The sequence below is a fragment of the Yersinia sp. J1 genome, assembly GCF_050586585.1.
GTDB lineage: Bacteria > Pseudomonadota > Gammaproteobacteria > Enterobacterales > Enterobacteriaceae > Yersinia > Yersinia entomophaga.
In genome coordinates this window covers 70613-96498 of record NZ_JBOBDP010000002.1, presented here as the reverse complement: position 1 = coordinate 96498, position 25886 = coordinate 70613, and the positions used below count along the sequence as shown (strand labels likewise).

The window sequence follows — 25886 nt, the reverse complement described above, 5'->3', positions numbered from 1 at the left end:
GATGAAAATTGCCCTGACCTCCCTTAAATCAACCTATTAGCTGCGTGGAAAAATTTCGTTTTCGCCGAAGAAATAAGCGATTTCACGTTGTGCAGACTCAACGGCGTCAGAACCGTGAACAGCGTTAGCAGTAAAGCTATCGGCAAAATCAGCTCGCAGAGTACCTGCCAGCGCGTTATCCGGGTTGGTTGCACCCATGATGTCACGGTTGCGCTGAACCGCATTTTCGCCTTCCAGAACCTGAACCATGATTGGGCCAGAGGTCATGAACTCAACCAAACCGTCGAAGAAAGGACGGCCTTTATGTTCTGCGTAGAAGCCTTCAGCCTGTTCTTTGGTCAGGTGCAGCATTTTTGCAGCAATAATTTTGAAGCCGGCATTTTCAAAACGCGCGTAGATAGCACCGATGTCGTTGTTAGCTACTGCGTTTGGTTTGATGATGGAAAAAGTACGTTCTACAGTCATGACAACCTCTATTTGATTTCTAATATTGACCGGACTTGGAAACCACCCTGAATTAGCGTTGCCGCTTGGCTTACAGGCAGATTCTTTCAAGTAATTTTTGCGCCGACCCTGTTAAGTGGTCGCAGATTATATGTGTGCCGAAAGCGCTTGCCTATGGGAATGACAACAATTTATTAAAAAACTGTTATCTTAATTCCTCATTTTTGTGCACAAATCACATTTCACATAAAAATCAAGTAAGCGGATAAAAAGCTCAGGGTATTAACCTGTTACCGACCCGCTCAGATCTATCATTCCTATCTTGCCAAAAATTGTCAAAGTTCCTCAATAAACCTAAAGCCAACTTTTTTCTTCACTATGGCCGAAGGCTGGCTGATCACGCTGGAAACCAATGTGCGCTTCCCTTTTTCGCTCAAATAATCGGCCAACGCTCTGATTGCAGCGGTGCCGGCTCCTCTTATTGCCCCCTCAGCCTGCGGATGCAATACGTAGGTCGGATTTGTCAGAGAACCGGCGATCCCGACGTCAAATTCATTGATATCTACCGCCATGGTAATACTGACGATCTGTCCAGACAAACGCACAATCACATAGATGTAGTCATCACGACTGGTTCTTAACCAGCTTTGTGTCACATCGCTCACCAAGCGCGATGCTTCATGCAGCAGCTCCATGTGATTGACTTGTTCAAGAGGCTCACCAATTTCCGTTGGCAGGTCAACTCTGGCAGGCAGTTTTACTTGATGATAAATCTGCCTCCATTCATCAATAATCGGGATAAGTCGCTGTCTGGCAGCCTCCGTCGCTTCAGTCGTACCACTTATCACTTCAATATCGAAATGCTGTTCGGGATGTTCTACCCAGCGTTCCCCATGCCGAATTCTGGGAATGGTTTCGACAAAATGAAAATCTTGCAGCGACAGCTCATATCGTCCAAGAGGTAGTGATTGCACTGCCTGAGGAGTTCGCACTCTATCTTCATCTTCACTATTCCCATGAAACAGATAGGCCGCATAGCTAAGCTGAGAAAACTCAAAAGCCGTTTTCAGATTAAAAATGTCCTGGCTTCCAGAAGATTGAGCACTTTCCCTGAATAACGTCTGGACTCTGTTAATCAGACGAGTTTCAGTTTCAATATCAGATACTGCATGCCCGGTATCACCATTTCGTATAATTCGGTCAATAACTTGTCCAAAATTCTCCGCATTCCAGTTATCCGTGCTGCCACCAAACAGTAAAGTAAAATCGGTGAGAATATTCAAGGTCCATTCAATACATACAGGAGACAAATCACGGCGAGAGCGTAGTTGAGGAAGTAACTGATCTTTCATTGAAACTTTGCAAGCCAGCGCCGTCGCAGGAACCGTTAAGGCCTTACCGTTCATATCGGAATGAACTTGAGTGAGAATACCTTTGGGTTCAGACTGCAAATTTATGATTTGAGGCTCCGTCTGAAAGGTTTCATTCGATTTCAGTTTAGGTAAAGGTTTTGCCGAACCCGATATTTGCAATATCTTATCGTTCGGTTTTTTAAAGAACTCATTGGCATTGCTGACAAATCTGTCAGTCTGATTACAGCTTCCCTGAATCACATAATTATAAATACTGAGCATCGGCACCGACCAGCAAGATAATAATCCCATCACGCTACGGGTTTGTCGGTTGCTTCCCTGCTCTCCTGTTAATACCAGTTTGTCAATGACAACGGGTGTTTCAAGGTTGAAATTACTAACCTTAAAATCAACGGTTTCTTTTCCAGAATTAAAGAGTGAACTAAACAACGGGGAAACATAAGCACTTCTCGTTCCTTTCGACTCAACAAACTGTATTTCAAAATAGTCACCATTGAATCTGGAGAGAAATGACAATCTATCGCTATCATCATTAACCCGAAAAATAAAACTGCTGTATTTATTATGATGCATAAAATACAGTTCTCTATCCTTTACTCGAAGAACACCACCGTCAACGAATGAAATAGAATAGTCATCATCATTATTTATTATAAAACTTATCAATACTTCTTTATAACTCAAACGTTCATCCAACCAATAATGACCAAAAGCCTTCCCTAAGGGAATGCGCATAACGTCTTTGATTACACAGCGCTGATCGCAAGTAAAGGTATTGTTTTGAAAAACTCGCATACTGGTTATTCTATTATTAATATTTAATTTTTCTAAATCCTGATATGTAAAGTCTTCCGTCAAAACATAATATTCCCCTTGAAAACCATCGTCTTCATAAACAACCGCCTGCATATTTTGGGGAACAGTAATAGAACTTATCTGATCGTTAAGTGGATTAAGAATGTGGTAGTTTTTCCTGCTATGATAGTTATTGCTATAAAGATCGATACTTTCATTTGCCGCCAGACATACTGCACTTCCAGAAAACTCATCACTTTCATAAAAACATGCCGTACTATTTACTTCAAATGAGCTAATCTCATCGTTAAAACCTATTTTAGTTTCGTCTTTAACAAAGTCAGTATTTTGTTTAATAACTAATTTTTCGCCTGAGAAATTAATATCTTTATAAACATTAACAGACAATCCCTGAGGAATAACTACCGATGATATACGGTCATTCCATCTTTCAGGAATACTTTCCACCGAGTTATTTTTTCCAGCACAGAGAGACTCGCCTCGATAACTATCATTCATAAAGAAACAGACTTTTGGCTCATTGGACAATACGTTAAAACAGGAAAATATTGTGATAAAAATCATAATTGATAATATTTTTATATTCATCATCAAAACTCCAATATTGCTATTGATTGTTGATTATTGATTATTGATTATTGATTATTGATTATTGATTATTGATTATTGATTATTGATTATTGATTATTGATTATTGATTATTGATTATTGATTATTGATTATTGATTGTTGATTGTTGATTGTTGATTATTGATAAAGAAAAATAAAAATAAAAATAAAAAAAATTCACTTTGAAAGAAAATCATCAATAGCCGAGGTTAAAAATAATAAAAAAAATCAATTGGGATTATATAAAATCAACATTTTATTGGTTACACTATTTTTTAATATAAAAACAACAAATACATCGTATTTCCATATGCATTGCGTTTTTTAATTAAGATAATTTGGACTTTCTTACTCCAGTCGGAATTCAACGTTGCTGACTTGCCCGCTTTCATCCAACACATTTAGCTGATAACGCCCCGGAGCCGTCAGCGTTTGTAGCCATGATTGATGATTTTGAGTGGTAGCAACCTGCTCGCCGTTCAAGAACCACCAGCGTTCCCCTTGCCCGCCCTGCGCTTCCAATCGTAAATCCAGACTGTTCTTACCCGGTAAACGACGCACAACAGCCCCATCCCGAATACCCAGAATCAAAAGTGGAGGACTGTCATTTTCCGCTAGCGGCGGGCAGGTGGCATTTACCGGTGGCAAACGCTGCGCACGACGCTCTGCCCACGGCAGCCAAGGCTCAAGCGGCAACGGCCAGAGAGTTAAACGGGTCGGCGTAGCGTCCGGGCAATCTGCCGCCACTCGCTGACCTTGCTTATTCAGCCATATATTCATCTGGCTACCTTGGATATTTTCCTGTCCGGGAGCCGCCAGTGTGGGCGGCAAAGTACCATCCAGTACCCAACTCTGGCGTCGCTGACGGCAGTTACTGTCACCGGCTGGCAATGGCTGGCCGCCCGGCCAGCAGATCTCTTCCCGACTCACTGATTCAGGCCGCGGGTCGATCGGTAATGCTCGATTTCCCTGATTCAAGCGCGCCATGAGCACGCCATTAACCTGATGCAAAATAGGTACCGCAGTAGCATAGCCAAATTGCCCTGCAACCGGCGTGCCGTCGGGCCTGCCAACCCAAATGCCCAGCGTATAGCGGGCGTTCAGGCCAATCGCCCATGCGTCCCGATAACCATAACTGGTGCCGGTTTTCCATGCCAAAGGCACAACCGCAGGTAAAATATCGTCGGGCACCGGCCTCCCTTCTCCCGCCATAATCCGTCGTACAATCCACGCCGCGCCGGGGGAAAATAGCCGCCGCTGAAGCAACGGTTGCTTCGGCTCGAAACGTAGCTGTCCGGCCATCCCTCCACGCCCAAAGGCGCTAAAAGCGGTAACCAATTGATCTAAACGTGCGCCGGTTCCGCCTAATATCAGCGCCAGATTAGGTTCGCTGTGCAGAGGAAAACGTAATATCAGGCCGGCATTGCGCAAATTGGCGGCAAAACGTTTGGAGCCATAAGCCTCCAAGAGTTGTACCGCGGGCAGATTCAGCGAACGTACTAATGCATCGCTAGCACTCACAGGCCCGTGAAAACCGGTATCAAAATTCCCCGGACGATAATTGCCAAACCGACGCGGAACGTCCTGTAACAAGGATTCGCCGTGAATGAGGCCATCATCTAATGCCATCGCATATAAAAAGGGCTTGAGCGTCGAGCCAGGTGAACGCCACGCGCTGATGGTATCAACATGGCCGAAACGACTGTCATCACCGAAATCAACCGAGGCGATGTAAGCCTTCACTTCCATGGTTGTGTGGTCTACTACTAGCACACCGAGAGAGGTTTTCTCCGGCAACTGGTGCCGCCAGCCGGCGGCCATATCTTCCAGTTGGCGCTGCAAACCGGCGTCCAGCGTTGTTTGAATAAGTTCGCGCTGGTTACCGAGCGTCAGACGGCGAGCCAGCAGAGGTGCCAGTTGCGGCACCTGACGAGGAGCCAGCCAGATATCTTCCTGTTGAATTTCAGTCACCTGACTCGTAGGCCAGACGCCGTACTGCGCTAATCGGGTTAATACTTTGTCTCGCGCCGCTTTGGCACGTAAAGGGTAACGATCGGGCCGCAAATGGCTCGGTGCCTGCGGCAGTACCGCCAGCAAAGCCGCTTCCCCTTGGGTCAAGTTGTCCGGCGCTTTGCCTAAATAAGTCCAACTGGCGGCACCGATGCCCTGCAATGTCCCGCCAAAAGGCGCGCGGTTCAGGTAAATCTCCAAAATCTGGTCTTTGGACAGATGCCATTCCAACTGAAAGGTGCGCCAGACCTGACGCAGTTTTCCACCTAAAGTGCGAGGATGTGGATCGATCAGGCGCGCAACCTGCATGGAAAGCGTACTGCCGCCGGAGAGTATTTTCCCCGCACGGAGATCCTGCCAGGCCGCACGCGCCAGAGATAATGGATTAACACCGGGATGGTGATAGAACCAGCGATCTTCATAGGTTAGCAACGCTTGCAAATAATACGGAGAAACCTGTTTGATACTGACCGGATAGCGCCAGACGCCGTCATCATCTGCAAAACGCCATAGGGGAGAGCCATCTTCCGCCACCACAATCCGTGCCATTTGTACATCAGTTAGAGGCAGCGGCCAGGCTCTATCAGCCAGCCAGATAGCCGCCGGCAGCAGCAGCGAGATAAACAGCAAAGCAAGCCAGAAACGGCGGCGAGAGCGGAAAAAACGAGTCATCAGGCGATGATTTCGGCCCCTTTGCACAGATAATCCGCAACAAAGAGGCCAGAAAGTTTATTTCAGTACGCGTAGCTGCGTTGGCGTTGAACCCACAGCACGCCATTCCGGTACGTACATGGATTCCACCTGCGGCGGCGGAATCAGGTAGGTACCCGGTGTGACCGCTCTGGCCAGATACAGCAGCGTGGTGAAGTTGTAGCCATCGACATCAACGGCTGCAACATAGCGATCGTCACGGAATTCCTGATGTTTAATGGTCGCCTGCTGCATATTCATCTGTAGCTCCGGCAACCCGCTGGCGCTTTCCCCCAAGCTGGCGCTGCTGTCACCCAGATTCTGGTTTTCCAGTTCCAACCCGGCAGGCAGTAAATCGACCACCAGCGCATCAGGCACCCGTTGGTTAGCGCCCACTCTCAGGTAAACCACGATTAACTGGCCGCTTTTAACCTGATCCAATTCCACCGGATGACCGTTCATATCCAGATAAGTACGTGTGATACTTAGATTATTGTTAGAAGGCGTTGGTGCCATCTGCGGATAACCTACTAAATCTAATCGGCTATAAACTGCCGCGCTCCCCGGATTCTGTAGCGCCAAACCTTCGGTCAGCTGCTTAGCAGACCAATTCTGGCTAAGCGGTTTGTCATGAGTTTCTGCCGCCCCTTCCGCGTGATTTGTCGCGAAAGCGATCTGCCACGGCGTTTCATTGGCGCTAATTAAAGTGCGTCCGGCCAGATATACCGCGTTGCTTTCCTGCGTCGATAAATAACGCTTTCCAGTGAGTTGCTCAGACAACGACAGCAACCGGCTATCACGCTGCTGCGGCAATAGGTTGTTTTCCGTTAACAATGAGAGAATCAAAGCATTGTCACGAATTTCACTGCCGTAATCTCCCAACCAATAATCGGTTTTAGCGCGTGTCGTCGTCATCCCCTGCGTCAGCAGGACTTCGGCTCGAGGCATATCACCCATCATTTTCAGCGCGATACCCAATTGCACCAATGGTAAGCCGGTGCGGGCGTCTTTACTGCGGTTGGCCAACTGACGTAGCGCACCCAGAGGCGCTTTCTGCTGCGAAGCTAAAACCAGCCCAGCGTAAGCTTGTACCGCAAAGCGTGAATGCAGATCATTGGAGCTGTAGCGCATCTCAATTTGGCTTGGATCCTGCAAATAACGCAGTAAACGATTATTGGCCGCCGTCAGCGCGCTGGCTGGCACGCTGTAACCCTGCTGGCTAGCTCGGAACAGGAAATCGGTGGCATAGGCCGTCAGCCAATGTTCTTCCCAACCCTGTTTGTCCCACAGCGCAAATCCACCGTTATCCTTTTGCATACTCAGCAGATGTTCGATGCCGGTATCGATGGATTTACGGCGTTTTTCATCGCTATCGGCTTTAATGCCAATGGAAGTTAACTGGGCATAATTGCTGTACAGCGACGGATACAGGCCGCTAACGGTTTGCTCCAGACAGCCATAAGGGTAGGCATACAGCTCGCTGATGTAGCGCGCCACGTTTAACGGCGGTCGGCTGGTTAACAACAACTGGCCTTCAAGGGTATCTTGTTCCAGACCTTCAGTGGCCTCTGGCGGTAGTATCCAGCTTTCGCCGCTGTGCAGAATATTGGCGAAATGGCGAGTCTGTGCCGGATAAGCCGGTCGCACGCCAATTTTCCAGTGATGTTGATAATCCGGTAGATTTTCATTTGGCAGGGCAACGCCGCTGATAACCAAACCAATATCCCCCTGACCGAAACCGTTCAGAGCCTGCACCGGAATCAGCAGAGTTTTACGTTCGCCGTTGGCCAGAGAAAGCTGCTGTTCCCCTGCGCCGTTTAACGCGATCAGACCAGTGGCGCTGAGTTTCACCTGTAAATTTTGTGGATGACCGGACAGGTTGCTTAAGTCCAGCGCCAGTTCGGTATGGTCTCCACCCGCCAGGAAGCGCGGCGCGGCTAACTGCGCGATCAGCGGTGCGGCAACGATCACTTTACTTTCGGCTTTACCAAAATCTTCATCGCTCCATGCCTGAGCCATCAAACGCAATTCGCCGTTGAAATCCGGAATAGCTAACTGAATAGAGCCTTCACCTTGTTCATTCAGCGTCACCGGCTGCGCCTGCTGAGCCACAATGGTCACTTCGGTTATCGGTTTTTTACCGCCGCGAGACAGAGCGTCTTCCTCATCGCCGTCCCCACCAAAACGCAGGCTACCCAAACGCCCCTGACCTTCAATCAATTGGCCGTATACATCATATTGATCGACGCTATAACGTTTACGCCCAAAGAAAGCATCGTAAGGATCTGGCGTCGCAAAATCAGTAATGCTGAGAATTCCGCTATCCACGGCGGACAACAGCACCTGCACTTTCTTCGGCAGCTTACCGTCTATTGGGTTAGCTTTGACTTTGACCGTCAGTGTCTCATTCGGACGCATCCGCGCCGGTGCATCCAGCGTCAGACCTAGCTTGCGCCCTTCATCTGCCAAAGGCAGATGCAGAATACCTACCGCACGTTTAGGCGTGGATTGCACCGTTTTATCACCCGGACGAATAACCGTGGCGCTCAGATACAAATCATGTCGGTTCCAATCCTTATTCAATGGCACCTCAACGTCAGCACCGCCGACTGGCACCGCAACTTCCTGCCACCACAGTGGGCCGTCGCTGGACTCCACCAGCAAATAACCGGTACCAGCCGCTGGCGCTTCCACATGTAATTTCACTTTTTCACCCGGACGATAAGCCGGTTTATCCAGCTTCAGTTTTACCTGATCCGGACGCACCGAGCCGCTGCCACCGGTATTGTCCTGCCAATCGTAACCGGCCCAGAAACGAGTGCTACTCACCAAATCGTTGTGGCTATTGCTCACTTCAACCCGATAAGCCCCCCACTCCACCGGGAAGCTGACTTTGCCGCTGCTGCCTGCGGCGATATCAAGATTTTTTTCGTCCAGCATCAGGTCTTTTTTATCGTATTGCGACATCCAGCCGTCGCTTTCCGACCACTGCCAGTAGTAATCACGGCGTTCACGGATCAAACGAACTTTCAGGCCTTTTGCCGCCAGTTTCTCTCCGGCTGCGTTGGCATAAACCACCTCAAACTCGGCCTGACTATCGACATCCACCATCGCTTGCGAACGATATTTATCGGAAACATAGTCATAAACGTTTCGCTTGCTGAATAATGGACGAATCCCCGCCAATTCTTTTGCAGGCCAAATAGCCTGCTCAGCGCGACGGGTTACCGGACGACCGCCGGATTCCAGCAAACTCGCCTGTAAAATCACTTTCACCGGAGATTTAACGCCGCTCCAACTGTTATCGATTTGCACGGCCAGTTCGCCGTTTTTATCCAATGCGGTATCAAATTCATCCAAAGTTCGGGAAAGATTCTCTTCCGCCACTGAACCAAATTCAAAGCCGGGCAGTGCGGTTAGCGCCTCTCGCTGCGGACGCAAAAATGCCTGTCCTTGCAAACGGTTATCCGCCGCCGGTGCGCCGTACAGATAACGGCCGGTCACGTCAAAGGCCAACGCGGCATCGGTGCTCAACGGCTGTTTACTGGTGGAAATATCCAGCGCCATGCGTTCCGGCAGGAAATCTTCCACTTTGAATTTATATAAACGCGGCTGGTTGTCGCCCAAATCAAAGCGCAGCGCCCAATCCCCGGTCAGCGCACTATCCGGAATCGCATATTGGTATTGGTATAAGCCGTCCTGTGGCTGCCAGACAAAGCTGCGGGCCACCTGATTATCCGGCTTGACGATGTCGACTTTAACTGGCTGAGCGGCGAGAGGCTTCCCGTCGGCATCCCGCAGTAAACCGTTAACAATCAAGGTTTCACCCGGTCGGTAAAGATCGCGCGGACCAAAGGCAAAGAATTGTTTTTGATAACCTTCCGGCCCAGCGATTTCAAATTCGGCCAGATCCAGCGCCGGAGCCACCAAATCGATCAGGCTGGTTTGCCCATCTTTGCTCGCCAGTAGCAGTTTCCCTTTGGCATTTTTTTCTAACTGGGCGTGGCCCTGAGCATCGGTTTTCCCTTCTGCCAGCACCTGCCCTTTTTCATCCAATAGCTGTAGGGCAACGTCTTTCAGCGCGGCCCCCCCCTCTAACCCTTGAGCGAAGACGTCCAGACGATCGCGATAGCTATGTACCGAAACGCCAATGTCGCTTAGCGTAAACATGCTGGCCGCGATGCTATAGCTGTACTGTCCCGCCTGTTGCATCACCGCCAGATAAACGCCGGTTTCCTGCAACGGCTTGATATCTCCTAGCGGCAGCAGGATTTTTTCTCGCGTATTACGCTGTGGATTAAGATCGAAACGGCCGGTATACACCAGATCGGCCATTTTCAGCAGTTCATCAGATTCCCAGGTACCGAATGAATTTCGGTACTGCCAGGTCGCGATGAAATTAGCCAGATTGGCCGGTTTGATGCGGAAAAAGTTAACGTCAACGTGATCGACATTCAGCGCCATTACCGGTAAGCCCTGCGCCAATTTGGTTGGCAAAAGCGAACCTTTGCTGGCAAAACCTACGCTCGGTTTAATGCTACGAGTGGTGATTTTTTGCGGTTCCGGTACGGTTAACGTTTGGCCGCTAATGCCTTTTAGGCCAGCGTCCAGCGTTAGCAGCAGTTTACGTTCCGGCAGTAAATGCCGTAAACGCAACTCGGTCAGATTGTCTGACAGCTCCCAGGCACCGTCGATTTTCCCGCTTTGGGTATCGACCAAATGCACCTGCGCACCAAAATCCTGATTGGGATCGAGAGGAACGGAGAAGGTCAATACCATTCCGCTGGCACCGTCTAGCTGAAGCTCTGAAGCATCAAGCAGTGTCAAAGGCTTACCGGCAAAACGCTTGGCCATTTCCGCCAGCGAGGCGGCATCGGTTTTTTTGGCGGCAGCGGGTACAACGGCAGCCGCGTTAGTCTGTTTGGCATTGGCGACGGCGGATGTTTTATCGCCCTCATCACAGGCCGCCATCAGTAATACCGCGCCGGCCAACATCATTCCCTGACAAATTTTCTTGCCTGACTGAAATACCTTCTTAGGGTATGGATTCATTCTGTTTTTCCCTGGCTGAGAGAGCGAATAAGCCATCGCACATAGGCGCTATTATCTTATTAAAGTTAAAAAAGGAAAGGGATGTTTACGGGATTTAGTCACTTGAGGACAAAGAGTGAAGGAAAAGTTGAAGAAATCGTTTCGAAGTAATGATAAATACGAAGAATAGGACGGAAACTCAGCGGCTTCCGTCCAGTATAAATTACGCCTGCCCTGATGAAGGAATGCTATTTCGCAGCCAACTGCCCCATTTCCGTTGGTAGAAAGGCTGCGTATGCGTAGTCAAATAATGGCTAACGCCTCGTTCTTTTTCCGATACCACGCAAAAATCAACCGGGCTATCGTCTGGCGCGTGCTCGCTGGCAATATGACCGGCTTCCTGAATCAGAATTTCAATTTCTTCTTCTGAACCATCCACTTCCAGCCCGATCAGCAAATTCGGTTTCTCATCCACGCTTTTATCATGCATTAACGCCAGAAATGCTCGGCGCACCGGCTTGCGCTGGCTGAATAGTTTGGTTAACGCATCAACAATCACCGACGGATATTCTTCTGGTTGTCCAAGCAGAATCTGCGTTTCTTTATCCACCACCATTTCCGTTGGTTTAGCTACACCACCGTTGGCCAATAGCATAGCCACTTCTTCCGGATAGAATTCTTTGCCATATTCAGTTTTCGGGTTCAAAAACAGGCTGGCTCCCTGCGTCATTTCAAACAGCACGCGTACCGGCATCGCCACAAAAGGCTGCTCTTTTTCGCCTTCAGATTGACTGATCGCTTGCTGCAAAGTTTCCAGCGAAGAAAAAAAAGGAATGGTCAATTCGCCGCCCTGTTTTTCCCAATGCAGAATATTCACCCCATTACCGGCGGAGAAAGTCATTTCACCGTCCTGACTTTCCTGCCCGGAATCGCCCAATACCAAAACGGTGGCATCGAGTAAGGCACGGAAAAAGGCCGGTCGGTGAATAGACTCACTTGCCGCCAGTTTTAATAGCTTCTCCAGCTCATTTTCACCGGTATTTTCTTCATGGTCATGGCTATAGTCATGATCAGATGAGGGAAGATGCGGAAAACTCATTTCATACTCCAAAACAGCAATCAATTAGGAATCATGCAGATCGATAAAGGGGCACCAGCAGGCGCCCCAGATTATTCAAACAGACTTGGTAAAACTGCTTCAGCTGCGACCTATGATTTGGCTTTCGCCAGCAGCAGGTTAGCTACGGTGCGCACACCCAGACCGGTTGCGCCAGCGGACCATTGATCCACTGCACCTTTACGATAAGTGGCGGAGCAATCGATGTGAAGCCAGCCTTGCTGATAATTTTTCACGAAGTGGGACAGGAAGCCCGCCGCCGTGCTAGCACCGGCCGGATAAGACGGCGCGGCAACGTTGTTCAATTCGGCAAAGTTGGACGGCAGCTGGTTGCGATGGAATTCGGCCAGCGGTAAGCGCCAGAACGGTTCATTTTCACTTTTCGCACTTTCCAGCAGTTCCTGCGCCAATTCATCATCGAAGCTGAACAAAGCGTGATAATCATTACCCAGAGCGGTTTTCGCCGCGCCGGTCAGAGTCGCTGCATCGATAATCAGCGACGCATTTTGCTCCGATGCATCGATCAGACCATCGGCCAATACCAAACGCCCTTCGGCATCGGTATTCATGATTTCAACGGTTTTGCCATTACGGTAGCGAATAATATCGCCCAGCTTAAAGGCATTGCCGCTCACCATGTTATCCGCACAGCACAGATACAGTTTTACACGCTGGTTCAAACCGCGAGCTGCCGCTAATGCCAGAGCGCCGGTCAGAGTCGCTGCGCCGCCCATATCGGACTTCATCGAATCCATAAAGGCGCTTTGTTTTAGGCTATAACCGCCGGAATCGAAAGTAATCCCTTTACCGACCAGACAAGCCATAACCGGCGCATCAGGGTTACCGGTTGGGTTAAAATCCAACGCCAGCAGTACCGGAGAACGATCGGAACCACGGCCTACGGTATGAATACCAGCATAGTTTTGCTCTCGTAAATCGTCGCCTTCGGTAATGCGGTAGCTGACAGCATCACAGGCTACGCTGCACATCAGATCGATGGCGTTTTTAGCCAGCTGTTTCGGCCCTAGATCTTCCGCAGGGGTATTGATGGTGTGACGTACCCAATCAATAATTTTCAGACGCTGTTCCAGCTCCTGACGATCGTTCTCTGGCAATTCTGCCCATTCAACGCTGCGCTCACCTTTTGGCCCACGGAAACCCTGCCAAAACGCCCAGCTTTGTTCCAAACCCCAGCCTTCACCGGCCAGCTTCACTTTTTTAATACCTTGTCCGTCGATTTTACGCGCTGCACGCTGAATCACACCCAGAGCATCTTTGCCCGTTAGGTGAATAGTCATACCTTGATCGTTGGTACTTAACAGGGCTTTCTCGCCCCAGCGGGCATCTGCCGGATTGGTTGATAGGGATACTTGCATAATTTCTGTAGTCATAGCTTTCCTCGTCGTTATTCTTTTATTGCTGTATTTCAGCTACTTAGTTACTGGTCTGCGAAACCAGCCTCGAATACAAAGCGATTGATACGAAAAGATTTATAGAAAATTTTTATAGGAAACAGTTTTATCAAAAAGAAACGGGGCCGCCAACGCGACCCCAGAGATATTTACTCGAACTCATCTAACCAGACTAGTAAGATCGCTTCCAGCACTTTTTCATTTGATCGCGCCGGATCGTCATCAAACTCTTCCAGATCGCAAATCCACTGATGCATATCGGTAAAACGCACCGTTTTGGGATCGAGATCGGGAAACTGATCGTACAGCGCTTCACCGATTTCCCGCGTGTCTTGCCATGTTAAACTCATTCGTTTCTCCTTTATCCGCCGCCGCCCAAAGCGGATCGACGAATAATATCCATTAGTGCTCGCGAGCGTGGTTGACGGTGTAGCGAGGAATTTCAACCACCAGATCTTCATCAGCCACTCGAGCCTGACAGCTCAGACGACTTTCCGGCTCCAGTCCCCAGGCTTTATCCAGCATGTCGTCTTCCAGTTCGGTGCTTTCATTCAGGGAATCAAAGCCCTCACGCACTACGCAATGGCAGGTAGTACAGGCGCAGGACATTTCACAGGCGTGCTCGATATCAATTCCGTTACGCAGAGCAACGTCCAAAATTGTTTCACCTTGACGCGCTTCAAATACGGCACCATCCGGACAATGGTCTTTATTCGGAAGAAATACTATTTTAGGCATGATTAAACCTCATCCACAGAATGGCCAGCCAAAGCACGACGGATAGAGGCATCCATCCGACGCGCGGCAAAGTTTTGCGTTTGTGCATCTAACGATTTGATTGCGGCTTCAATCGCCGCCGGGTCGCTGCCCTGCCTGCTTTGCTGCAAGACTTCCACGGCCTGCGCAATCGCCGCGCTTTCCTGTTCGCTCAGCAATGCGGCATCTTCCGCCAGTGCGCCCTGCAAACTTTCCAGCACCCGTGATGCATCGACTTGTTGTTCCGCCAGTTTTCTCGCATTAATGTCTTGCTTCGCGTTCGCCATGGAATCTTTGATCATCGTGGCAATTTCGTCATCAGATAACCCATAGGACGGCTTAACCTGAATTGAAGCTTCTACGCCGGTGGATTTTTCCATCGCCGTCACGCTTAGCAAACCATCGGCATCAACCTGAAAAGTCACGCGAATGTGCGCGCCGCCGGCCGGCAGCGGCGGTAAGCCACGCAGAGTAAATCGAGCCAGCGAACGACAATCCTGTACCAGCTCTCGCTCACCTTGCAGCACGTGAATCATCATTGCGCTTTGGCCGTCTTTAAAGGTGGTGAATTCCTGCGCCCGAGCAACCGGAATGGTGGTATTACGTGGAATCACTTTTTCCACCAAACCGCCCATGGTTTCCAACCCCAGCGACAGCGGAATAACATCCAACAGCAGCATATCGCTGTCTGGTTTATTGCCCACCAGAATATCAGCCTGAATAGCTGCGCCGATGGCGACTACTTTATCGGGATCGATGGACGTCAGCGGCGTGCGACCGAAGAACTGCCCAACCTGCTCGCGAACCAAAGGCACGCGCGTTGAGCCGCCGACCATCACCACTTCCAGCACTTCATGAGCGCTGACACCGGCGTCTTTTAGAGTACGACGGCAAGCCATTAACGTGCGTTTAACTAGCGTAGCAATCAGCGCTTCAAACTGTTGACGGGTAATTTCCCCTTTCCAGCCTGCTACGCTCACTTCCGCTACGTCAGCATCACTCAGAGCAATTTTCGCCGTAATCGCCGCATCCAGCAATTGCCGCTGCACACCGTGATCGTCGCGGGAGGAAATTCCAGCCTGCTCACGTAACCAGTCAGCCAACAGATGATCAAAGTCATCGCCGCCCAGCGCAGAATCCCCGCCGGTTGCCAGCACTTCAAATACCCCACGACTCAGGCGCAGAATAGAAATATCAAAGGTTCCACCACCCAGATCGTAAACCGCAATCACACCTTCCTGACCGGAATCCAAACCGTAGGCAATCGCCGCTGCGGTAGGTTCGTTAAGCAAGCGTAAAACGTGTAAACCTGCGAGACGCGCCGCATCTTTCGTACCTTGACGTTGCGCATCATCAAAATAGGCTGGTACGGTGATAACAACACCGTCGAGCTGGCCTTCTAAGGCCTCCTGCGCACGCTGCGACAAAGCCTTGAGGATATCGGCTGAGACCTGAACCGGATTGACCAGCCCCACCGCAGTTTGGATCATCGGCAGGCCGTTTTCACTCGGCTGGAAGGAGTAAGGCAGATTAGGATAACGCTGCTGAATATCCGCTAGCGAACGTCCCATCATTCGTTTGACGGAACTGATGGTATTGGCTGGGTCCTGCGCCGCCTGCTGACGTGCCTCCCAACCGATATCAATGCCTTCGCGCTGATAGTGCACCACGGAGGGTAACAAATCTCGGTTCTGACTATCCGCCAGGGTTTGCGCTTTACCGCTGCGCACCGTAGCAACCAGGGAATTGGTAGTACCTAAATCGATACCTGCGGCCAGCCGACGTTGGTGCGGCGCCGCGGTTAAACCAGGCTCACTAATTTGTAATAAGGCCATGTTGAGCTTCCATCAATCATGAATCTATACCCTTCAACTTGCAGGCTGCCGCAGGGTAAAACGACAGCGGGTAATCTATTGGGTATAAATGACAAAAATTTCTCAAGCGAAACGCCAACGCCCTGCTTTTTTAGGCATGTTCAGCCTATTCAGGGATTCTTTAAAAGATACGTTTGGTCGTTCACTATCATAAGCATGAGATTAACAGTTCAGGGCACAAGCCTGCTAACCGCGGCCTGACTCTTAGGCAAAATCGTCAAACAGACGTTCTTCCAACTGCTCAACCTGCTGCTGTAACTTGTCCAGAAAACGTAGTTTTCGCACAGTATCCGCCGCATTGATCCATTGCTGGTTATCCAGTTCCTGCACCATTTGCTCGCTACGTTTTTGTGTCATTACCGCCAAACGCGCGTTAAAAGCCGCTAATGCGCTTTCGGCATCGGCCTGACGTTCAATGGCATCAAGCTCTTCCCGCAGTTCCAATTGTTCCATCAGAAACGCGGTATCACGCAGGGTGTGCTGTTCATTGCTCAAATCAAAACCCTGCAAAGATAACATATACTCTGCGCGTTTTAACGGATGCTTGAGGGTTTGATAGGCGTCATTGATCGTCGCAGCCTGCTGCAAAGCCAGCAAACGCTCGCGTTCTGGCTGGCTGGCAAAGCGATCCGGATGGAACTGGCGTTGCAATTCCTGATAGCGGGAAGTGAGTTGGCTGGCGTCTACGAGATAGCGAGCCGGCAGCCCGAATAAAGTGAAGTAATCCATAGCATGCTCGGAAGTTGTCGTGTGGCTGAGTGAGGGGTTTATGCAGCTCCCTTCCCGCCTCAGCGGCATGGAAGAGAGCCAGATAAATCAGCAAACGTCAGTATAGCGCTACGATATAAGGCAAAAACTAACGATTAAACGTTAAAACTTTCACCGCATCCGCATTCACCGGAAACGTTTGGATTGTTGAACTTAAAGCCTTCGTTCAGCCCTTCTTTGACGAAATCCAGTTCGGTACCGTCCAGATAGACCATGCTTTTACCGTCGATGATCACTTTCACGCCTTTGTCTTCAAAAACGATATCGTCATCGTTCATTTCGTCAACAAATTCTAGTACATACGCCATACCGGAGCAGCCGGAGGTTCTTACGCCCAGGCGCAAACCCAAACCTTTACCACGGTGTTCCAAGAAGGCGCTGACACGTTGCGCAGCACTGTCGCTGATAGATATCGACATACAACAACCTCATTTCTGAGAACCTGCCCTAACCACAGACAGGTTATTTATACTGATTTACAACTACTTAGCGTTATGTTTGCTTTTGTAGTCGGCGATCGCTGCTTTAATGGCATCTTCAGCCAGAATTGAGCAGTGGATTTTAACCGGCGGTAACTCCAGTTCTTCAGCGATTTGCGTGTTTTTGATCGCTTCAGCCTGATCGAGAGACTTGCCTTTCATCCATTCGGTCACCAGCGAGCTGGAAGCAATGGCGGAACCGCAGCCGTAAGTTTTAAAGCGGGCGTCTTCGATAATCCCGGCTTCGTTAACTTTGATCTGCAATTTCATCACATCACCACAGGCCGGCGCGCCGACCATGCCGCTACCAACGGTTGGATCTTCGTTATCGAAAGAACCAACGTTACGTGGGTTTTCGTAATGATCTATTACTTTTTCGCTATAAGCCATTTGAGTGCTCCTGAATCTGAAAGTCTGGAATTAGTGATGTGACCATTCGATGCTGTTGATATCCACGCCCTGCTTGAACATGTCCCACAGTGGAGACAGTTCACGCAGGCGACCGATGGATTTGCGAACCAGCGCAATGGTGTAGTCGATCTCTTCTTCAGTGGTAAAACGGCCCAGGGAGAAACGGATGGAACTGTGTGCCAGCTCATCGCTCATGCCCAGCGCGCGTAGCACGTAAGAAGGTTCCAGACTTGCGGAGGTACAGGCTGAACCTGAAGAAACGGCCAAGTCTTTCAGCGCCATAATCAGCGATTCACCTTCAACGTAGTTGAAGCTGACGTTAAGAATGTTAGGTGCGCCATTCTCTAAATCGCCGTTCAGGTAAACTTCTTCGATATCTTTCAGGCCATCCCACAGACGCTTACGCAGTGAGGATAAACGCTTAGATTCGCTTTCCATCTCTTCTTTGGCAATACGGTAAGCTTCACCCATGCCAACAATTTGGTGCACAGGCAAAGTGCCGGAACGCATACCGCGCTCGTGACCGCCGCCGTGCTGCTGTGCTTCAATACGAATACGCGGTTTACGGCGAACAAACAGTGCGCCAATGCCCATCGGACCATAGATTTTATGGGCAGAGAAGGACATCAGATCCACTTTCAGTTTGCTCAGATCGATAGGCAGTTTGCCTACGCTTTGAGTCGCATCGACGTGGAAAATGATCCCGCGGCTACGGCACATTTCACCAATAGCAGCGATATCCTGCACCACACCGATTTCATTATTCACATGCATGATGGAAACCAAAATGGTGTCCTCACGCATCGCAGCTTCAAGCTGTTTGAGATCGATAATACCGTTGCTTTGCGGTGCCAGGTAGGTCACTTCGAAACCTTCACGCTCCAACTGACGGCAGGTATCCAGCACAGCTTTATGTTCGGTTTTACAGGTGATGATGTGCTTGCCTTTCTTCTGATAGAAGTTGGCGGCACCTTTAATGGCAAGGTTGTTTGATTCTGTCGCACCCGAAGTGAACACAATTTCACGTGGGTCAGCACCGACTAGCGCGGCGATGTCGTTACGTGCGATATCAACGGCTTCCTCTGCCTGCCACCCAAAACGGTGGGAGCGGGAGGCCGGGTTGCCGAAGATACCGTCCAAAGTCAAATACTGCATCATCTTTTCAGCAACACGCGGATCAACTGGCGTTGTGGCTGAATAATCCAGATAGATCGGCGTTTTTACTTTTGATTCGGTCATTGCTCTTATGCTCCGTACATCACTTCCAAAAACTGAAGATCCCGCAGACTCTGCTTATGCGCGCAGATTGACGTTAATCGTCTCTTGCGGTCGGCCGTTGGCCGTACGACGCGTATCGTTGTTCTGACGATCCGCTACTTCCAAAATATCTTGATTATTAACCAGTTCCGCCAATGTAATGTTGTTCAGGAAGCTGCTGATACGCTCGCTCAAATCGCGCCACAGCGTATGGGTCAGGCAACGATCGCCACCCTGGCAGCCTTCTTTACCCTGACAACGGGTTGCATCGACAGATTCGTCTACGGCAGTAATGACCGCGCCTACGGCGATCTGGCCAGCGTCTTTACCCAGCAGGTAACCGCCGCCCGGACCACGTACGCTGGCAACCAGGCCATTCTTGCGCAGACGTGAAAAGAGTTGTTCCAGATAAGATAACGAGATTCCTTGACGTTCAGAAATATCTGCCAGAGGTACTGGCCCGTCCTGGGAATGTAATGCCACGTCAAGCATGGCGGTCACGGCATAACGACCTTTGGATGTCAGTCTCATAGCTTAAAATTACCTGTTGGTGAAACGAGCTAGAAGTCTGCCATTCTTGAGTGTTTTAGTCAACTATTTAACCCAGTAATTCACTCAAGTATTTTATGCCTCGTCATCCTTATATATTTGTGCCAAACAGTCATATATCAACATGATATATATGACTATTCTTTATCTTTCGCCATTTTGGCGTTATTGGCACTTTTCTGATGTTTATCCTGTTTTTCGATCGAAGTCAGCATTCCACGTAGGATATTAAGCTCTTGTGTTTCCGGTCTGGCGCGGGTAAACAGACGGCGTAATTTGCTCATAATCTGCCCCGGATGTGCCTGACGAATAAAGCCGGTGTGGGATAAAACCTGCTCCAGATGCTGGTAAAAACGCTCCAGGTCGTCTACCAGTGGATAAGGCGCTTCTTCCTCTTCCTGCTTAGGTGCGATTTCTGCCTGACGATCGAGGAATGCCACTCGAACTTCATAAGCCAGAATCTGCACGGCCATCGCCAGATTCAGCGAGCTGTATTCTGGATTTGCCGGGATCGCCACGTGGTAATGACATTTCTGTAGTTCATCGTTAGTCAGCCCCACGCGTTCACGGCCAAACACCAGCGCCACTGGTGCATGTTCGGCTTCACGTGCGCTGCGAACGCCGCATTCGCGCGGTTCTAGCATCGGCCACGGCAACGTGCGAGAGCGAGCACTAGTGCCAACGACCAGGCTGCAACCGGCCAGAGCCTCATCTAGCGTGTCAACGATGGTGGCATTGCCGATAACATCGCTGGCACCCGCAGACAGCGCGATGGCCTGAGAATCAGGTTTTACCAATGGATTGACCAAATACAAATTAGTTAATCCCATGGTTTTCATGGCTCTGGCAGTAGAGCCCATGTTTCCGGTGTGAGAAGTTTCAACCAAAACAATGCGAATATTGTGCAACATACAAACTCTGAGGGTAGCGGGGAATCGCAACATCTTAACACAAGCGTAGGCATTTATCAGATCCCCTGCTATACTACGCGCCGTTTCTCGTTCTTTAACATCCTAGTTGGAAGATACCCATGCATCCGATGCTGACTATCGCCATACGCGCTGCGCGTAAGGCCGGTAACCTGATTGCCAAAAATTATGAAACCCCGGACGCTGTCGAAGCGAGCCAGAAAGGCAGTAACGACTTTGTTACTAACGTTGACCGTGATGCAGAACATCTGATCATTGACGTTATCCGTAAATCTTATCCAAAACACACCATTATCAGTGAAGAATGTGGTGAATTACTTGGTGAAGAGTACGAAACTCAATGGGTTATCGATCCACTGGATGGCACCTCAAACTTCATCAAACGTTTCCCACATTTCGCTGTTTCCATTGCTGTACGCATCAAAGGCCGCACTGAAGTGGCAGTGGTTTACGATCCAATGCGTAATGAACTGTTCACCGCAACTCGCGGTCAAGGCGCTCAGCTGAACGGTTACCGCCTGCGCGGTACTAACGCGAAAGAGCTGGATGGCACTATTCTGGCTACCGGTTTCCCGTTCAAAGTGAAACAACACGCACCGGCCTACATTAATGTGTTAGGTAAGCTGTTTACCCAATGTGCTGATATTCGTCGCACGGGTTCTGCCGCGCTGGATCTGGCTTACGTTGCCGCTGGCCGCGTAGACGGTTTCTTCGAAATTGGCCTGAAGCCTTGGGATTTCGCTGGTGGCGAACTGCTGGTTCGTGAAGCGGGTGGTATCGTGACCGACTTCGTTGGCGGCCATAACCATTTCAGCTCTGGTAACATTGTTGCCGGTAATCCGCGCGTAGTGAAATCTATGTTGCAGGCAATGAACGATGAATTGAGTGAAGCGCTGAAGCGTTAATTTTCAGCCTCCAGTCCGAATTGCAATGCCAGTCGGTTGACGCTGACTGGCATTTTTTATGGTTGAAATTCAGCGGCCAAATGGGCGAACGCCTCCCATCATGGACGGCTGACTGGAAAGATAAAGCAATACTCCCGCGAAGAGTAAAATGATTCCTCCGGCCAATGCTAAAGTGGCCCAGGCGAGGGAGCCCCACGCCGCCGGTGCGCGATCCCGACTCAAACGTACCGCTAACTGACGGGCGTAGTGAACAAACAGCGCCAGCAGCGAAATGGTTAGTGAAGTTCCTAGCGCCATTGCCAGCGCCGACGCTATTCCCCAAACATATACCCCGATGACTTTGGCAAACAGCAAAACCATAATCGCCCCGGAACAGGGTCGCATTCCCATCGCCAGTATCACCGCCAAACGGGTTCGCCAATCGTTACCCGCCTGCAATTCCTCATCGCTGGGAAGATGACGATGCCCGCAGCCGCAGTTTTCACTATGTACATGATCGGCCGGTAAAGGTTGCAGACGCTGGATAGTGATTTTCTTCGGCTTGAGTAGAGTGATTTGGTGATAAAGCCGCTTTAATGCGCGGAAACACAGTAACAATCCCAACAGGATAACCAGTAAAAAGCTGCCCTTTTCCATCCAGTAGCTGCTTTGATGCAAATAACGGGAGGATAATTGGAACACGCCTAATATCAGCGAGACCAAAGCTATTGCCACTCCGCCCTGTAATAGCGAGGCCAGAAAAGTCAGTTTCAGGCTACTTTTCAGCCGCGCGGGATGCGTAGCCAGATAAGTGACAATCACCACTTTTCCGTGACCGGGGCCAACCGCATGCAACACACCATAAATCAGGCTGAAAAACATCAGCCCCAATCCCGTTTGATGCGGATTTGCTTTTACCTGTTGCAGTAGCTGCGCCATTTGCTGGTGCATGGTTTTTTGCCATACCACGCTTTTAAACAGCAACTCAGGCCAGTACGACCAAGCCAATTGCGCCGCCAGCGCCAAACACAACAGGAACAATGCCAAAGGCCAAAGATGAACGAACCAGTGTTTCTGACGGCGGGTTGCCGGGGTAAAACTTACTGACATTGTAGAGTTATCCGTTGGGCAAATTGTTTTCCTAAAGCCATATCTTCCCCAGGGGAGTCTTCCTTATCTAGCGACAAGGCGTAGGCCTGTAACGATGCGTCCGGATTTGGGGTAAATAAAGTGGCCTGACAACGCTTAGTCCATTCATCTGGTAAATGAATTGCGGCCTGATCCGGGTAAGTCATGTCGACAAAATACGTTGGATCGTAAGTCGAAATTATAAAAGGCTTACCGACCATCGGCTGCGGATCGGCTAAAGGCATCACGAATGCCAATACCGCCCGATGTCCTTTGCGGGACAAATGGTATTCCGTCGGTAAATTCAGGTATTTCACCGGCTTTCCATCGCGGTAAATATCGGTGAAATAGTGCTGCCCCAAGACGTTAGCCATGACTTCCGCCGCCAGTTTCTTCCAGATTTCCGAGTCACTTTTGGCATTTTCTGCGTCATAAAGTAGATCGGCGGAGGTAATTTCATCCATCGTCCAGACCATTTTCATACCGGTCAGTTTCTGGTCATCCACCACAAAAGTGGTTTCCATCTCGATAAAACTGTGCGGATGCGCTAGCCCTGAGGGGCTATACAGTAAAACTGCCACGCCAATAAATAGTCCCCAAATATATTTGTACGACGCATAATTGTTATAACATAACACATTGAACATCTATCAACCCTTGGATTTACAGCAATTATTGTGATGTAAGTTGTAACCCGATGTAAAAGCTATTGCGGCGAGCGCGCTGGTTTTCCCACTTTTGCTATGCTTAGCGTGATAATACCAATCAAACTTACTTCGGAAGGTTTTATGAGCCTAGACACTACACCAGTGCCTGAGCTCTCCGGTCAACAGCGCCGTTGTCATGCGTTATTGCTGCTGTTTACTCCGACATTGCCGGTAAAACTGGAGACTATCAGTCAATTAAATGGCGTCGGGCTTCCGACCACCCGGCAAGATATAGCTGAGGTGGCGAACGAAATCCAGCGTTTCTATCACCTGGATATTCGTACCAATCCGGCTGAGGACTGCCAACTACAAGGAACGTTACTAAATAAACGGCTGTGTCTGATTCATTGGCTACGCCGAGGGCTACGCTATTGTCCCGAGTTTATCGATAAAAACTTTGTGCCAGCGTTACATCAGGCGCTGCAATGGCAAAGTGAAAATGCCGTATTACCGCCGCTACAAGATATCGTGGAACAATGTGAACAGCTTCTACCTCGCCCGCTGGACGAACGTGACCGCTATTTTTTGCAGATTTATCTGGCCTACGCGGTTTGGGAAAATCAGCAACAAAACTACCCGCAGTTAGAGCAGCAGCAGGTGACGTGGTTGAGCCAAAAGGTAGAACTGACCGCCGCCGAGAGCCTGTTTTGCACCCTGAATAATCAGCTTTCCCGCCCCTTAGCCAGCAGCGAAAGGGATGTGTTTATCCTGACGTTGACCATGATTAAAGCGCATAGCTACAGCAGCAACCATTCTCCGGAAGATGTTCGCCTGATGGATTCCATTCATCGATTGATTGGACGTTTTCAACAGATTTCCGGAATGGAATTCAGCAGTGACGATGAGTTAATCAGCCAGCTATTTGCTCATTTGGCTCCGGCAATCGAGCGCTGCCGCTTTCATATTGGTGTGGATAATATTTTACTGGATGAAATCAGCAGCAAATATCCCCGCTTGTTACGGACGACTCGCGAAGCTTTAATCGATTTTGAACGGGAATACCAGATTGAATTTTCGGCCGATGAGCTAGGGCTGATTGCCATTAGCTTTGGTGCATGGCTGATGCAGGGCAATGCGTTACAAGAAAAACAGATTTTACTACTGACCAACGGGAACCCGGAGTTGGAGCACCGAGTAGAACAGCAACTGCGTGAGCTAACGCTACTACCACTCTATATCAAATACTTATCTTATTCTGAATACCTAAAATCTGGCGCACCGCCCGGTGCCAATCTAGTGATTTCTCCCTATAAACGAGAAACACCCGAGTCAACGCCGCCGTTAATTCAGGTGCTTTTACCGTTAACAAAAGCAGATCAGATCGCTATTCGTCGTTGGCTGGAAACGCCTTAATCCGCCAGGTCTTCTGGATTCGCTACCACTGCTGGCCGAATAAATAGAGCCGGTACAGCCACCAGCGCCATCACCCAGAATACACCGCCCTGAATATGTTCGAACAGGAAGCCGGAAATCACCGTCATCACCGCAATCCCTCCTCCCATCGCCAAGCCAGAGTAAACGGATTGCAGACGAATAACATCCGCGCCACGGCGAGCGGCGATAAAGCGCATTGCTGCCAGGTGGCAAACGGTAAAGGAGCCGCAGTGCAAAATCTGAATCAGCAACAGCCAGTGCAGCTCGGTAGTCGATGCCATCAGACTCCAGCGAATTATCCCGCTGATAGCGGAAAGCAGCAGCAGGCCGCGCGCCGTCCAGCGGCGGAATAGCACATTACTGAAAGCGAAGACCAAAATCTCGGCCACCACGCCCAGCGACCACAGATAACCGATAGTCGCCGCCGAATAACCGGCTTCTTTCCAGTAAATTGCGCTAAAGCTGTAGTAACCCGCATGAGCGCCTTGCAGCAGCGTCACGCACAGCAAAAATCGCCAGACCGGCCCTTCAGACAGTAAAATTTTCCACTTGGTCGCCGGTAATACATTGCTACGAATCTCGCCTTTAGGCATTACATTTGGGCGTAATAAGACGCCCAGCAGCATCGCCGCTACCGCGACGGTCAGGCTGTAAAGAATCGCGTTATGTCCCCAAACAGATACCAGTTTGCCGGTCAACGCTGAACCAATGACAAACGCCAGCGATCCCCACAGACGCACCTTGCCATAATCCATTGAGATCTGTTTTTGCCAGGTCGCAGCCAGCGCATCGGTCAAAGGAACCAGCGGGCCGAAAAACAGGTTAAAACCGGCAATGACTATCATCAGCCACGCCCAGCCACTGCCAAACCAAAAACCGATGGCAAATGCCAGCGTCAGCAAAGCCAGAATTCTTAGTGCAGTAACCAGATGGGAGGGGTTTTTCACGCTAGGGGCAATAATTAAGCTGCCGAGGAAACGAGAAACCAGACCAGCGCCTAACAAGATACCGATGGTTTCCGGCGGAATACCTTCGCCTTGTAACCACACACTCCAAAAAGGCAGGAAAATACCGTAAGAAAAGAAGTAGGTGAAATAACTGAGCGCCAGCCAGCGCGTTGATTGCAATACCATAATTCCTCCGGAGTCAGCCAGATACTGTGACAGAGCCCTTCTTCGCTAGCAACCGGGTAATCATCCAAACAAATAGTTTGCAAGCTACCTCACATCACGAGTGAAGAAATTCTCTTTTATCTGGCGTTTCCGCTT

Annotated in this window: 20 protein-coding genes; 2 read left to right on the top strand and 18 right to left on the bottom strand. The window is 49.7% G+C overall.

The window, feature by feature from the left end; genetic code table 11:
* Positions 1-36: 36 nt before the first annotated feature.
* From ndk to trmJ, 15 genes are all read right to left on the bottom strand, one after another.
* Positions 37-465: a nucleoside-diphosphate kinase gene (ndk, locus tag ACQ4OC_RS05150; protein ID WP_049601718.1), complete on the bottom strand. Its 429-nt coding sequence runs from the start codon at positions 463-465 to the stop codon at positions 37-39.
* A 314-nt stretch (positions 466-779) separates the two neighbouring features.
* Entirely contained in the window at positions 780-3224 is a 2445-nt protein-coding gene (locus ACQ4OC_RS05145; protein ID WP_430970998.1) for a peptidase inhibitor family I36 protein, read from the bottom strand.
* Positions 3225-3590: 366 nt separating this feature from the next.
* A complete protein-coding gene (pbpC, locus tag ACQ4OC_RS05140; protein WP_064516861.1) occupies positions 3591-5924 on the bottom strand; it encodes a peptidoglycan glycosyltransferase PbpC in 2334 nt (777 codons plus the stop codon).
* A 57-nt stretch (positions 5925-5981) separates the two neighbouring features.
* On the bottom strand, positions 5982-10994 hold the full coding sequence (locus ACQ4OC_RS05135) for an alpha-2-macroglobulin family protein (protein ID WP_064516859.1): 5013 nt from the start codon (positions 10992-10994) through the stop codon (positions 5982-5984).
* 202 nt (positions 10995-11196) lie between these two features.
* Positions 11197-12072: an enhanced serine sensitivity protein SseB gene (gene sseB / locus ACQ4OC_RS05130; protein ID WP_064516857.1), complete on the bottom strand. Its 876-nt coding sequence runs from the start codon at positions 12070-12072 to the stop codon at positions 11197-11199.
* 110 nt (positions 12073-12182) lie between these two features.
* Positions 12183-13481, bottom strand: a complete 1299-nt coding sequence (gene pepB, locus ACQ4OC_RS05125) for an aminopeptidase PepB (protein ID WP_064516855.1) — start codon at positions 13479-13481, stop codon at positions 12183-12185.
* Positions 13482-13651: 170 nt separating this feature from the next.
* Positions 13652-13852 carry a Fe-S cluster assembly protein IscX gene (iscX, locus tag ACQ4OC_RS05120; protein WP_049601731.1) on the bottom strand — a complete coding sequence of 67 codons (201 nt, stop codon included), beginning with the start codon at positions 13850-13852 and terminating at the stop codon, positions 13652-13654.
* Positions 13853-13904: 52 nt separating this feature from the next.
* On the bottom strand, positions 13905-14240 hold the full coding sequence (gene fdx, locus ACQ4OC_RS05115; protein ID WP_042525582.1) for an ISC system 2Fe-2S type ferredoxin: 336 nt from the start codon (positions 14238-14240) through the stop codon (positions 13905-13907).
* Between the two features lie 2 nt (positions 14241-14242).
* Positions 14243-16093 (bottom strand): Fe-S protein assembly chaperone HscA, encoded by a 1851-nt coding sequence (hscA, locus tag ACQ4OC_RS05110; protein ID WP_064516853.1) that lies wholly within the window; start codon positions 16091-16093, stop codon positions 14243-14245.
* A gap of 243 nt (positions 16094-16336) precedes the next feature.
* Positions 16337-16861: a co-chaperone HscB gene (gene hscB / locus ACQ4OC_RS05105; RefSeq protein ID WP_064516851.1), complete on the bottom strand. Its 525-nt coding sequence runs from the start codon at positions 16859-16861 to the stop codon at positions 16337-16339.
* A gap of 134 nt (positions 16862-16995) precedes the next feature.
* Entirely contained in the window at positions 16996-17319 is a 324-nt protein-coding gene (iscA, locus tag ACQ4OC_RS05100; RefSeq protein WP_049601740.1) for an iron-sulfur cluster assembly protein IscA, read from the bottom strand.
* 63 nt (positions 17320-17382) lie between these two features.
* The gene (iscU, locus tag ACQ4OC_RS05095; protein WP_049601742.1) at positions 17383-17769 is read right to left on the bottom strand and encodes a Fe-S cluster assembly scaffold IscU; all 387 of its coding nucleotides are present in this window, start codon (positions 17767-17769) and stop codon (positions 17383-17385) included.
* Positions 17770-17799: 30 nt separating this feature from the next.
* On the bottom strand, positions 17800-19029 hold the full coding sequence (locus ACQ4OC_RS05090) for an IscS subfamily cysteine desulfurase (protein WP_064516849.1): 1230 nt from the start codon (positions 19027-19029) through the stop codon (positions 17800-17802).
* Positions 19030-19083: 54 nt separating this feature from the next.
* Positions 19084-19578, bottom strand: coding sequence for a Fe-S cluster assembly transcriptional regulator IscR (iscR, locus tag ACQ4OC_RS05085; protein ID WP_049601747.1), 495 nt, complete (start codon positions 19576-19578; stop codon positions 19084-19086).
* Between the two features lie 155 nt (positions 19579-19733).
* Positions 19734-20507 (bottom strand): tRNA (cytosine(32)/uridine(32)-2'-O)-methyltransferase TrmJ, encoded by a 774-nt coding sequence (gene trmJ / locus ACQ4OC_RS05080; protein WP_049601751.1) that lies wholly within the window; start codon positions 20505-20507, stop codon positions 19734-19736.
* A gap of 119 nt (positions 20508-20626) precedes the next feature.
* On the opposite strand from trmJ, the gene suhB reads away from it, so the two are divergent.
* Entirely contained in the window at positions 20627-21430 is an 804-nt protein-coding gene (gene suhB / locus ACQ4OC_RS05075) for an inositol-1-monophosphatase (RefSeq protein WP_064516847.1), read from the top strand.
* Positions 21431-21499: 69 nt separating this feature from the next.
* Here suhB and ACQ4OC_RS05070 read toward each other — a convergent pair whose 3' ends face one another.
* The gene (locus ACQ4OC_RS05070; RefSeq protein WP_064516845.1) at positions 21500-22519 is read right to left on the bottom strand and encodes a nickel/cobalt transporter; all 1020 of its coding nucleotides are present in this window, start codon (positions 22517-22519) and stop codon (positions 21500-21502) included.
* Positions 22510-23184: a DUF1007 family protein gene (locus tag ACQ4OC_RS05065; RefSeq protein WP_064516843.1), complete on the bottom strand. Its 675-nt coding sequence runs from the start codon at positions 23182-23184 to the stop codon at positions 22510-22512. The genes ACQ4OC_RS05070 and ACQ4OC_RS05065 overlap by 10 nt, the downstream gene beginning before the upstream one ends.
* Before the next feature lie 141 nt (positions 23185-23325).
* Here ACQ4OC_RS05065 and csiE point away from each other — a divergent pair, with 141 nt between their 5' ends.
* The gene (csiE, locus tag ACQ4OC_RS05060; RefSeq protein WP_064516841.1) at positions 23326-24597 is read left to right on the top strand and encodes a stationary phase inducible protein CsiE; all 1272 of its coding nucleotides are present in this window, start codon (positions 23326-23328) and stop codon (positions 24595-24597) included.
* On the opposite strand, the gene ACQ4OC_RS05055 is transcribed toward csiE, so the two are convergent.
* Positions 24594-25751 carry a 3-phenylpropionate MFS transporter gene (locus ACQ4OC_RS05055; RefSeq protein ID WP_064516839.1) on the bottom strand — a complete coding sequence of 386 codons (1158 nt, stop codon included), beginning with the start codon at positions 25749-25751 and terminating at the stop codon, positions 24594-24596. The genes csiE and ACQ4OC_RS05055 overlap by 4 nt on opposite strands.
* Positions 25752-25886: the final 135 nt, after the last annotated feature.